Genomic DNA, 12,358 nt, shown 5'->3' with positions numbered 1-12,358 from the left:
GTTAGCTAATTACTTTGTATTAACTAATTGCAATCGCGTTATGGCACGCTAATAACGGATAACTAGATGCGACAAAGAATCGGTGTCGAGCACCTAAAGGCACCCATAACCAATCAAGAAGTCGAAGGCGCGTTAGCAAAAGCTGAGCGCGCTGTGAACGACCTTTCCCAATTGCCAGTAACATGGCTGGATTTCTGTAATGAAAAGCTGTCCATTGCTTCTGAAAGTATCGGTTTTTTAATCAGGCAGCGAGTTCAAATTCACAAAAGGGGTTATCCAAGTCGTGAGTTGGCGTATCTCAAGCTGATTGAACGCCAAATTGAAGAACTGAAGCAGGTGTACTTGTCGTTTTATCGGTTAGCACCGGGGTTGATTCATCAATTAAGAAGCAAAGAGCCAGAAATCTACAGCTGGCTGATGCTACAAGGCGAGTTGGGCTCAGCGTTGGATAACCTTTTGTGCGGCTTGAGTTTACTCGAAGATATTGACGCTAAAACCGCAATGGTCATTGCCGTACAATCTCCGGTTGAATCTATGGATAGTACGCTTTCGGAGCTTATTGAGGGTAATGCGACATCCAGTGCGTTTTACTTTGAATGCTTACGTGTACGTCAAACATTAAGTGTTTCTCTCATCAAGCGTTGGAACAAAGCCAGCATCATTAGCTCTCATGTTGCTTTGCCACTACTCGCTTTACAAGACGTGAAAGAGGGGATTGATTGGCTCAATGACAATGCAGGCAGCGAACAATATCTATTTGAACGTTTGATTACCAAACGTGACAGAGGCACTTGGTTCCGTCAGAGCTTTGGCATCGAACCAAATGGATTACCATCAGCGCAAGTGCTCACTTACGCCAAGTTGCTTGAGTTAAAAGAGTTTGAGGCGTTTGATATCTCTTCTTCATTAGCACCTGTTGATTTTGCGCTGAGTGGTGATTGGAAACTGGTGCCCCAAATCATCGAGCACTTGGAAAGTCTGGAGGAAGCTGAAGGTGAAATTTGGCTTCATGCCTTGTATGTCGTCTACGGAAAGCTTCTTCCTCTGACTCCCCAAGATGTTGGTGTCGAGTATGAATGGGAAGAGATCGTCGATCTGCTCAATGAGTGGGTGGAAGATGAAAAATATATCCAAAATCTACCAAGCCGCTTGGGTTACGCATTGAGCTTCGAGTCTACGTTAGCTGCGATGCAAGATTCTAACGTTGATGTGCTGTTCCGCGACTGGCTATGGCGCCAAATCTGTATTCAATCCAGAGCCTACGTGCCTTGGGATATGGCAATGCCGATTCATCAACAAGACTGGAACTTTCACAATTTAAAGGCCGCACCTTCTGCGAGCGAACGATTCAACTTAAGGAATAGCAATGCAGTTATGGGATATTGAGGCGCACCCTGAGCTATCACTTAAAGGTCGTTTTCAACGTGACGAAAACGGCGATGAAGTGTGGGTTGTGGTCGCCAAACGCACATGGCAATTCGATGGTGTGGTTTGGCACGAATTAGGTGAAAGTGAAATCTTCGATGATCCCCAATATTTGGGCGAAGAAGGCTTCTCTGCGATGAAAGTTGACCACGAATTCGCGTATACCAAAGACAATACAGATGTACTTGTTTACGGTAAAGCGCGCAGTTACGCGAAAAAGCCAGTGACATACCAAGAGTGTCGCGTGTTGATTGATGGTCATATCGATAAGACTCTCGCTATTCACGGGGAACGCGTATGGGTTGAGCATGCTGGCAGTATCACGCTGAGCAATCCAGTCCCATTTATTGAAAAAGACATTGATTACACTTGCGCGGTAGGCGGTGATTTACGTAACCGAATAGGTGGTGGGGTTGCCGACTCCAATAAAGAATTGCTTGAACAGAAAGTACCCTCGGTTTTTTATCCCCGAGAGGACTGGAGTGCCGCCGCGAGAAAACTACGCGTTGCGGGGTTCGGGCCAGTGCCTCCGTTCTTTGAGTCGCGCCAGAAGCTGGCCGGCACGTTCGATGACGATTGGATTGAGAATCGCAAGCCAATGTTGCCACTCGATTTTGATAAGCGGTTCTTCCAAAGCGCGCCTATTGATCAACAGTGCAAAGGCTTTCTTCGTGGGGGGGAGCGTTTGATGATGAGTGGTTTTTGTCATGATGACACGCTTTCATTTCGAATCCCTAAAGAAAAATACCGTGCGATCGCGAAGTTCAAAGATCAAAGTTATCAAGCTGATATGGCGATGTACACCTTATTCGTTGATGCGGAAAAGAAAACTATATCAATCAGTTACACCGCTGCGTTTCCTTGTCAGGGCAAGGAGCATTTGTTGGTGTCGACATCGATCACTAAGTTGGAAGAGGTAAGCGAGCATGCATAATTCAACAGGCCGTTACGTGCTAGGGATGGAAGTGATGACGCCAACCGGTATGAATTTAGATATTGCTAGTGCAGTTTCGTATGCTGACTTAGGAAGATTCGACCAATGTGTAGGGGATGATGGTATCGAGCGTTTTACTTACGCCAAAATCGAATACACCAAAGAAAGTGAGCAGTTTGAGAAAACGTGCGAGTTAATCACCCACTTGCTTGATTCATTGTTAGCGCAGTTACCACGTTCATTGAGACCAATACCTTTGCTTATAGCGGTGCCTGCGTCTGTTTCACTAGTAAAGGTGCAAGAATGGCTTGGTGAAAGTAACTATGCTGAATTTCTCTCTGTGGTGAATGCTGTTCATGCCAGTGGGCCCAGTTTCGTTCTCCAGGCCATGAAATCATTGGATAAATATGATGCTATGATGTGTATCAGTGTCGATTCCTTGGTGAGTTCGATGCAAACACTCATCGACGATGCGATGGTAATGAGTACCAATAATCCATGGGGCGTTATTCCGAGCGAGGGTGGGGCGGGTTTAATTCTTTGTCGAAAAAACACCGTAGAAACATTGAAACTTAAGCCTCAAGCGCAGCTTGGCTACATTGATACGGAATTAAACACTTCAGACCGAAGAGGCATGTTTCGACTTGTTCAACGTGCGAGTAAAAAGCTCGATTCATTTGGTGAAGTGTATTCCGATATGACGAACCTGCGCATGCATTCGGAAGATTACGGCTTTGCTCTGGGGGCGAAAGCAGAACGATTCACGAACCCAGAACAACCGCAGCTTATCAATGAGTTGTGGGGCACAATGGGTAGTTGTTCTTCTCTCGCTTTAATTGCCTTTGCGGTCAGAGAGCACCACTTTAAGCAACCAACTACATTGTTAATGTTCGACTTTCATGGTGACAAAGGAGTTCTCCAATTACTGCAATGTTAGTGGGCACTCATCGATCAAATGGCAATGAAAATATACTCATATTATTAGGTTGAAGTTTGTAACACGAAAAAGCGTATAACTCATGCAGTGAAAGCGTAAGTAAAAAGGTCTAATAAGTTAGTAATAATAACTAAAATAATAGGCTTACTGTTTGTTTTAAATACCAACCTTGATACAAGTACGTTCAAGAAAATATTATTCAACTCTAATAATATTTATTCTATGAAAGAGTACTAAGTGTCTAATAATCAGAGTACAGCCAAAGGATATATCGATCAGTTGGTTGTTAAAGCTATTGAGAAAAAGAAACTGAATGAGCAAAGGCTAGCAGAAAAAAATAAGCCGAAGCTTGAGTACGTGCTTTTTTCACAGTTTGATGTATTAGACAAGCTTCCTTCTAAAAATGGTAAGACAACGGTTTACCATCTTGCAAAAAAAGGGCAGCCAGAGAAGCAAATCTGTTGCAAAGTTATCAATGATGACTCGCCAGAATTTGCGAGCAAAATGTTGATTAACGAAGCGAGCAGGCTGGAGCTTTCTCAACACCCTAGCGTGGCTAACTTTGTAAAAATCGGCAACGAATTCGAACGCCCATATTTGATGTACGAGTGGATCCAAGGTGAATCACTGGCAGAAAAAATGGAGCGTCATTCTTCTAAAGGCTTTCGCCACGACCACATCGCTTGGTTGGTGTATCAACTCGCTGGCGCTCTAGAGTTTATGCATACAAGAGGTATCTGCCATCTTGATATTAAACCATCTAACGTATTAGTGAGTGAAGGCGATTACGTTAAGCTCATTGATTTCGGCGCTGCTCGTTACATTGGAGAGACAGAACCTTACGCAGAAGCAAGCTTGAGCTACGCTTCCCCTCTTTATATAGAAACTGGCATCGCGGAACCGCAAGATGATGTTTACTCTCTCGCTTTGCTCGCTGGACACCTATTTTTAGGATCAATATTTGGTGATGCATGGAATAAGCAGTTAAAAGATCGAAAGCGTCCGGCTTTGATCCCGGCTCATATTTGGAAATTGCTGAAAGAAGTCATCAACAAACCAAGAGGGCATGGCTATACCGCTATTTCTTTTGCTCAACAGTTAGCGCGAATCGATACGCAATCAATTAGCTCAAATTCTAACGCACCAATTTTCAGTAGCTTGCGTAACGCGGACTTGCTGCTTACACACTGTAAGCCAAATGATAAAACGGCGTATGGTCGCTTTAAAATATTAGAGGCGAGCTTAGTGTTGAGTGTGCTGGCAACAGCAGGAAGTTATTTATATCAACAGAATAAAGATCAATTGGATGCCATTTTTTCCCGAGGTGTCACTACTGTAACTCACGTTATTACGCCCTCTGAAACGGCTTCTTTTTTGGCTCAGCCTCCATGGAAAATCAAAGAAGAACTGTCTCAAGCTACTCAGAGTATTGATATGACAGAAGCTTATCGAACAGCATATCAAGCTCAGCAGTTAAGCCTCTCGAGTTTATATGAAGAAAAACAGGCTCAGTTAACGTCGTATCAATCGTTAGCGGATGGCTTACCAATGGCATTAGTCGAATTACGTAAGGAGCTTGTTACCTTGCGAGAAACCCTTGTTCGTGACGGTGCCCTGTTTCCATATGCGGATGAGGCGTTGACTAAAGTGATGTCTGGGTTAAATGTCGCGTCTATCGATTCCATGAAAGTATCTACCATAGCTGGCAGTCGAGATAAGCAGATTGCTCGCTTAATTTTAGATGGTGAAGCTAAGCTCGCAGAAAATGAAATGAAAGAGGCATGGTTGTTAAACCAGTCACAAGCCTATTTCTACAACCAAATCTTACCAAAGGCTGTGATGGAAAATATTAATGACTCCATCGATAAACATGCAGAGGCGCACTTTTACACCAAAGCAATTGAAGAAGCCGAATTAGCCAAAGCCTACTTCGGTAATACGCCAGAACTAGACAAAAAAATAAAGGATTTAATCGTCGCAAGAAGCGAATTTATTTTGTTTAGCACCGTGATGGAGCAATCCGTTTACGACAAACAAAAGCTACATGAATCCCTTGCCGATTTAGAACGGAATGCACCAAGTAAATTTACAGAAATCACGAAAATTCTAGATAGCATGGCGTCGGATGCGATTGAGCAGAGCCATCGATTATCTAAGCCAGCAAATGGCGCAATTGCGGTAGCGCGTGCGTTGAGAGATTACTTGACTGAAGGAGACGTGAATTTTGTCCAACATTGATATCGATCGTCTGCTTAATCCTATTTCTGATGAATCTCCAGTGGGAAACGATGCCCGTTACGAGTTTTGCTATGAAATGATGGAGTCCGAAGTGAAGAAATTCGGTTCCTTGTTTGGCGAAACAGTAGATTGGAGCGTGGTAAAAACGCACGCGACTGAAGTTCTAGAGCACCACAGTAAAGACTTAAAAGCCATTTGTTACCTCGTTCGCGCGCTAACAGAAGAGTTTGGTCTGCAAGGCTTTGAACAAGGTCTAAAGCTGCTTAGTGAGGCGTTAAGTCGCTTTGGCGTTGAATTGTATCCTTCGCGAAAGCGGGGTCGAGATGGCGCGGTCGAATGGTTGAACCATCAGTTTAAACTGGTCAGCAGCAAGTTAGCGGAAAGTGCTCAGTCATGGGATTTGGTATCAAACTGCATTTCGACTATTGAAGAAGTGCAGCGCCAGTACGACGAGGTTTACCAAGACTCAGAAGCGGATTTCTTTGAGATTCGCACTCAACTCAATGTCTTATCTCAACAAGCGGCGGCTGATGAGCAGAGCGATGATGCAGTCGTTAACGTCGAACAAGCGGCGCCTGCACCAGCTACGCAGCCTGCTGTCGAAGAAACGTCAGCGCAGAATGAAGTGCAAACCGCGCCGGTGAAGGCGGTTCCGCCGGCCCCTAAACCTGCGCCAGTTAAGAAAGCGGTAGCAAAAGAAGTCGATGTCGATACGGACTTCTCTTCGCCGACGGCTTCTAAGCGCACCTTGAAGACGGTTGCAGAAGTCATGCTTCATGCGAACCCAAGTGATCCGCTGGCTTACCGGATTTATCGTCATCTGACTTGGGATGACATTGATGGTCTACCCGACCACCAAAACAATCAAACGCCTTTGAGCTTGGCAGTGTCGTCCGATCAACAAGCGGAATACCGAGATAAAGCTGAACAAGAAAGCGACATCGACACCATTAAGCGTTTGGAGCGCATATTAACGGATGCGCCGTTTTGGCTGACGGGCCATTACTTCGTGTATTCGATGCTTAATAACTTGGGCTTTGATGATGCAGCGCTTGCTGTGAAACAAGAAGTGACGCGTTTTGTTGAATCGCTAGAGGGCATCGAGCACCTCTCATTTAAGAATTCTATACCATTTGCAGATGAAGCGACCTTGAGCTGGTTATCGACTCAAGATACTACTTCTTCGACTTCTCAACCCGTTGTTCAAACGGTTGTGATTTCGCAGGAAGACTCGCTGCCAATGGAGGATATCACTCTAGAAAATCTAGGGGAATGTGCAGCAGAGCTTGCCCACAAACTTGAGCTGGATAGCTCGGGACGTGGGCAGTTCATGCTGTATTTACAATTGATAGCAGCTTACCAGTCTGTTGGATTATACCCGTTGTGTTTGCCGTATCTTGAGAAGGGGTGGGAAGTACAAAAAGCGTTTAATCTCGCGAGCTGGGAACCCCACTTATCGTCACAGTTAGAAGACCTAATTCGAAAAACACTCCATCGGTTATTTGGAAGCAAGGATCTTCTACCTGAGAAGTATGAAGAGTGGAAAGCAATTTACGACTAATTAAAGAGTTAGATAAGGAACGAATTATGTCACGTGACGGCTCGGTGGCTCCTAAAGAGCGAATTAATATCCGTTATGTTCCAGCAACTGGCGATACGCAAGAAGACGTAGAGCTGCCGCTAAGCATGATGGTAGTTGGCGACTTTACTGCGCGTGCAGATGAGACACCAATTGAAGAACGTACTCCAATTAACATCGACAAAGACAACTTTAACGAAGTGCTAGAGGGCATGTCTCCAAACGTTAAAGTCAACGTTGAAAACCGTCTTTCTGAAGAAGAAGGTGGTCAAATCGGCGTTGATCTGACGTTTCAAAACATGAAGGACTTCTCTCCTGAAGCAATCGCGAAAAGCGTACCTGAGCTAAACAGCTTGCTTGAACTTCGCGAAGCCTTGGTTGCACTGAAAGGTCCTCTAGGAAACGTTCCTGCGTTCCGTAAGAAGATCGCATCGGTTCTTCAAGATGAAGAAGCGAGAAAGAAACTGTTGGATGAACTAAGCATTGGCAACGACCAAGACGCGAAAGAAGAGTAAGGGATATCATGTCTGCAGAAGCACAAGCGCCAGAACAAGAAGCAGCCTTAGTTGAATCAGGCTCACTTCTGGATAGCATTCTTAACGAAACACGTTTAAAGCCAAGTGATGAAGGTTTTGACGTTGCAAAACGCGGCGTAGAAGCATTCATCAGTGAGTTACTAAGCAGTTCGAACACAGAGAAAGTCGACCAATCTCTGGTTGATCTGATGATCTCTGAAATCGACCAAAAATTGTCTAAGCAAGTTGATGCAATTCTTCACAACGAAGAAGTTCAAGCGATTGAATCAACGTGGCGTGGCCTTAAGTACCTGGTTGATCACACTGACTTCCGCGAGAACATTCAAATCGAACTGATCTCTGCGAAGAAAGACGAAGTTCTTGATGACTTCGAAGACGCTCCAGAGGTGGTGAAGTCTGGCCTGTACAAGCAGATCTACACACGTGAATACGGCCAGTTCGGTGGTAAGCCTGTTGGCGCCGTCATTTGTGATTACGCTATGTCAGCTTCGTCGCCTGACATCAAACTGATGGAATATATGGCGAACGTAGGTGCAATGTCTCACGCACCATTCATAACGTCGGCATCGGCTAAATTCTTTGGCCTAGACAGCTACGAAGAGCTGCCAAACCTAAAAGATCTGAAGTCTGTATTTGAAGGTCCACAGTACGCGAAATGGCGTGGTCTGCGTGAGCACGAAGATGCACGTTACCTAGGTCTATGTACATCTCGCTTTATGCTACGTACGCCTTACTCTGTTGAAGATAACCCAATTAAGGCGTTTGACTACGATGAGCAAGTGACAGACAGCCATGATAACTACCTATGGGGTAACTCAGCGTACGCGATGGCGTCTAAGATCAGTGAATCATTTGCTAAGTACCGTTGGTGTCCGAATATTATTGGTCCTCAAAGCGGTGGTACTGTACAAGATCTACCGGTTTACAACTTTGAAGCTATGGGTCAAATCGAGACTAAGATCCCAACCGAGATCCTGGTTTCTGACCGTCGTGAGTATGAGCTAGCAGAAGAAGGTTTCATTGCGCTAACCATGCGTAAAGGTTCTGACAATGCGGCGTTCTTCTCTGCAAACTCTGTTCAAAAACCAAAAGTGTTTGCGAACACGCCTGAAGGCAAACAAGCCGAGATGAACTACAAGCTAGGTACTCAGCTTCCTTACATGTTCATTATCAACCGTTTAGCGCACTACATAAAAGTGCTACAGCGTGAGCAAATTGGTTCTTGGAAAGAGCGTTCTGACCTAGAAATCGAATTGAACAAGTGGATTCGTCAATACGTTTCTGACCAAGAGAACCCGCCAGCGGAAGTTCGTGGTCGCCGCCCACTTCGCGCTGCGAAGGTTGAAGTATCAGACGTAGAAGGCGATCCAGGCTGGTACAAAGTATCGATGTCTGTACGTCCTCACTTCAAGTACATGGGCGCAAGCTTCGACTTGTCTCTAGTTGGTAAGCTAGACCAATAACCCATTACTGAAACCATCAAGCAGCCAGTGAAGACTGGCTGCTTTTTTCGTAGGATCGCATATGGAAAAAGGTTACCGTCTTTTAGAGCGGATCGAGCTAGGAGAACCAAAAAACTGCTACGAGAAAGTGGTGTCTCATAAGCATTTGATTGAATCCATTCACTCGCATCTCGCTGACTTGTTGAATACGCATTCCGGCAACGCAATGATCGACAATGAGTATGGTCTGCCAGATTTTAACGACGTACTTTCTAACAACACAAACCTCGTTCGCCATATTCAAAAAAACATCACGTCAACCATAGAACGCTTTGAGCCCCGACTGCTGAATGTCGAGGTTCATTACCGTGAAGACCACCATAATCCATTACAACTCGGCTTTGGTATTCGCGGCGAAGTTTCCCATAACGGCGGTAAAGTCCCAATGTCGATCGATGTCTACATGGGAACCGACGGCCAATTTAACGTTTAGTAGGTGCCACTTGAGTAACAGTAAATACTTTCAAGATGAACTCACGTATTTACGCGAGTCGGGTAGTGAGTTTGCCAAATATCATCCGAAGTTAACTCACTTTCTCTCTGAAGGAACTTTTGATCCAGATGTCGAACGATTGCTGGAGGGTTTTGCTTTTTTGACCGGACGCATCCGCGAAAAGATTGACGATGAACTTCCTGAGCTAACGCAATCTCTGATGACTTTGCTGTGGCCACATTACATGCGTTCGATTCCGTCTTTGTGTATTAGCGAACTAAAACCGCATACCGGAAGTGTTACTGAGAAAACCGTGGTGAAACGTGGTGCGGAAATGGCCAGCGAGCAGGTAGAAGGCACGCAGTGTTTGTTCCGTACTTGTTATGACGTCAATCTATACCCAATTACGATTACTAACATTGAACAAACTAACAGCCGCACCAGCTCGATGATTGATGTGACGTTATCGACGGAGCATGGCCTTGAGCTGTCTCGTATCGGTTTAGATACGTTGCGTTTGCACCTGCATGGTGAGATTCATATTACTCGCACTGTCTTCTTATGGCTGTTCCGTTATCTAGATTACGTCGAGTTGGATGTTGGTGGTGGCTACAAACATCGTTTAGGGCCAGAGTACGTTAAGCCAGTCGGGCATGAAGAGGACGAGGCGCTGCTGCCTTACAGCAAAAACTCCTTTGCAGGCTACCGTTTGCTGCAAGAATTCTTCTCTTTGCCAGATAAGTTCATGTTCTTCGACATTAAAGGCTTAGAGTGGCTAAAAGGCATTCCGCAACGCAGCACGGTCAAAATCAAATTCCACTTTAAGCGTGCTTTGCCTTCAGAAGTGGTACTTAAAGATAAACACTTAAGGTTGCACTGCACACCTGCGGTTAACTTGTTTGAAAAAGACGGCGATCCAATCCGTTTAGAGCATCGACGAAACGAGTACAAGGTGCGTCCACAAAGTAACACTCAAGAGCATTACGAGGTTTATTCCATTGAGCAAGTGGAGAGTTGGAGTAAGGACGAACGCCGTCGTAAACCATTAATCGAATTTGAATCGTTTGAGCACCAAATCAACCAGCGTGATAAGCGAGAGTTCTACAAATCCAAAGTGGGCGAGCGAGTAAGCGGAAGAGGGTTAGAGCGCTATATCTCATTCCATACTCACAATGGCGACATTGCGGATTTAGGGACTGAAACCGTATTGATGAAACTGCAATGCAGCAACGCGGATTTGGCAGAACGTCTTTCAGTGGGTGACATCACTTACGCGACGCACAAATCGCCAACGTATGCGACGTTTAAAAACATCACTAAGCCAACACAATCGGTAAGTCCTCAGGTGAACGGCGAGCTTCAATGGCAGTTGATTGCCAACATGTCGCTCAACTACTTGTCTTTGGCCAATATCGATGTGTTGAAAGTGTTGCTCTCGACTTACGACTTCCACTCTCGAGTCGATAGACAAGCCCACCGCGCGTCGATTCATCGACTTGATGGCATTATTTCTTCAGAGATGAAACCAATCGATCGCGTATTTCGTGGTGTATCTGTGCGTGGTAACCAATTCAAGCTCGTGACGGACTCTAAGTTCTTCGTAAATGAAGGCGATATGTTCCTTATGGCCACGGTATTGAATGAATTTATCCGTTTGTATTCGAGTGTGAACTCCTTTACCGAACTAGAGGTGTTCGATGAAGCGACGGGCGAGGTTTACAACTGGGCAAGCCTAATCGGGCAGCAGACGATACTATGATTAACACACTTTCTGATAAGTCGAATGAGTTTAGTTTCTACCAAGCGGTGTTGCTGTTAGAGAAACACTACCAGCTGGAGCCAAACTCAAATTTTGTTGCCGTGGGCGAGAACAAATACTTCCATCAAGAGCGAATTGAGTTCAGCGTGTCGCCAAACCTGTGCTTTCCAAAGAGTGATATGGATTTTATTACTCATATGGAAAGAAACGGAAAGCAATATTCACGTATTGAGACGAACTTTCTTGGCTTGCATGGTTCAAGCTCGCCCCTGCCAGCGTCTTACACTGAGAAACTCGTCGGTCGTGATCCCGATGATAACCCAGTGAAGGATTTCTTCGACTTTTTCCACAACCGCTATACAAGCTTACTGTATCGTGTTTGGAAGAAATACCGATATCACGTGCAGTACAAAAGCGGGGCAAGCGATGCGTTTTCTGGGCGCATACTGCATTTGGCTGGTCTGTCAAGCGTTATGCAAGATTGTGAAGTAGCGGAGTTAGATCGAGCGAAAGTTCTGTCTTACGTGAACCAGTTATCTACGCGTACACGCTCACCCAAGCTTATTTCCGGTATTGTTTCGCACTACTTTTCACTGCCGAATGTGCGAATCGAAGAATGGGTTTATAGACGCGTAGAAATCGCTGAAAGCCAGCGTAACAAACTCAACCGCTCCAATTGTGTATTGGGGCAAAGCTTACACTTGGGACAAAGCATTGCGGATTTGAACGGCAAGTTTAACTTGTGTATCGACAACATTGATTTTGAAACGTTTAAGCAGTTTTCCTACGATGGTGAGTTACATAAGACGCTGGTGGGCTTGATGCGCTTTATTCTGCGTGACCCAATGTCGTGGGACCTAAAGTTGACAGTTAACCTAGACAGTATTCCAGAAAACAAACTGGGTAATGGAGAAGGGAACCAACTAGGTCAAACGTTCTGGCTAGGAAACCCAGGTGATAAAGACGCCAAAATTCGACTTATCGGAAGCATATAAGAAAGCCGCTCAACGAGCGG

The 12,358-nt window shown here is 45.2% G+C and carries 10 protein-coding genes; all 10 read left to right on the top strand.

What is annotated here, in order from left to right:
- The first annotated feature begins 66 nt into the window (after positions 1–66).
- The 10 genes from R7P67_RS05895 to tssG all read left to right on the top strand — a co-directional run bounded on the left by R7P67_RS05895 (position 67) and on the right by tssG (position 12,338).
- Positions 67–1,386, top strand: a complete 1,320-nt coding sequence (locus R7P67_RS05895) for a hypothetical protein (RefSeq protein WP_262642832.1) — start codon at positions 67–69, stop codon at positions 1,384–1,386.
- Positions 1,367–2,359: a DUF2169 domain-containing protein gene (locus tag R7P67_RS05890; RefSeq protein ID WP_203345347.1), complete on the top strand. Its 993-nt coding sequence runs from the start codon at positions 1,367–1,369 to the stop codon at positions 2,357–2,359. The genes R7P67_RS05895 and R7P67_RS05890 overlap by 20 nt, the downstream gene beginning before the upstream one ends.
- On the top strand, positions 2,352–3,296 hold the full coding sequence (locus tag R7P67_RS05885) for a hypothetical protein (RefSeq protein WP_033906406.1): 945 nt from the start codon (positions 2,352–2,354) through the stop codon (positions 3,294–3,296). Before R7P67_RS05890 ends, R7P67_RS05885 begins: the two co-directional genes overlap by 8 nt.
- A 237-nt stretch (positions 3,297–3,533) precedes the next feature.
- Positions 3,534–5,534, top strand: a complete 2,001-nt coding sequence (locus R7P67_RS05880; RefSeq protein ID WP_262642836.1) for a serine/threonine protein kinase — start codon at positions 3,534–3,536, stop codon at positions 5,532–5,534.
- Positions 5,521–7,095 carry a type VI secretion system protein TssA gene (tssA, locus tag R7P67_RS05875; protein WP_262642838.1) on the top strand — a complete coding sequence of 525 codons (1,575 nt, stop codon included), beginning with the start codon at positions 5,521–5,523 and terminating at the stop codon, positions 7,093–7,095. Before R7P67_RS05880 ends, tssA begins: the two co-directional genes overlap by 14 nt.
- Before the next feature lie 26 nt (positions 7,096–7,121).
- On the top strand, positions 7,122–7,628 hold the full coding sequence (gene tssB / locus R7P67_RS05870) for a type VI secretion system contractile sheath small subunit (protein ID WP_262652723.1): 507 nt from the start codon (positions 7,122–7,124) through the stop codon (positions 7,626–7,628).
- 8 nt (positions 7,629–7,636) lie between these two features.
- Positions 7,637–9,112: a type VI secretion system contractile sheath large subunit gene (tssC, locus tag R7P67_RS05865; protein WP_005373378.1), complete on the top strand. Its 1,476-nt coding sequence runs from the start codon at positions 7,637–7,639 to the stop codon at positions 9,110–9,112.
- 61 nt (positions 9,113–9,173) lie between these two features.
- Positions 9,174–9,584 carry a type VI secretion system baseplate subunit TssE gene (gene tssE, locus R7P67_RS05860; protein WP_005373376.1) on the top strand — a complete coding sequence of 137 codons (411 nt, stop codon included), beginning with the start codon at positions 9,174–9,176 and terminating at the stop codon, positions 9,582–9,584.
- A 10-nt stretch (positions 9,585–9,594) separates the two neighbouring features.
- Positions 9,595–11,343, top strand: a complete 1,749-nt coding sequence (tssF, locus tag R7P67_RS05855; RefSeq protein ID WP_017633756.1) for a type VI secretion system baseplate subunit TssF — start codon at positions 9,595–9,597, stop codon at positions 11,341–11,343.
- Positions 11,340–12,338 carry a type VI secretion system baseplate subunit TssG gene (gene tssG, locus R7P67_RS05850; RefSeq protein WP_042523537.1) on the top strand — a complete coding sequence of 333 codons (999 nt, stop codon included), beginning with the start codon at positions 11,340–11,342 and terminating at the stop codon, positions 12,336–12,338. The genes tssF and tssG overlap by 4 nt, the downstream gene beginning before the upstream one ends.
- Positions 12,339–12,358: the final 20 nt, after the last annotated feature.

Source organism: Vibrio sp. Vb0937 (assembly GCF_033338855.1).
The sequence above is the reverse complement of the archived record's forward strand: the minus strand, read 5'-3'. Positions and strand labels throughout refer to the sequence as shown.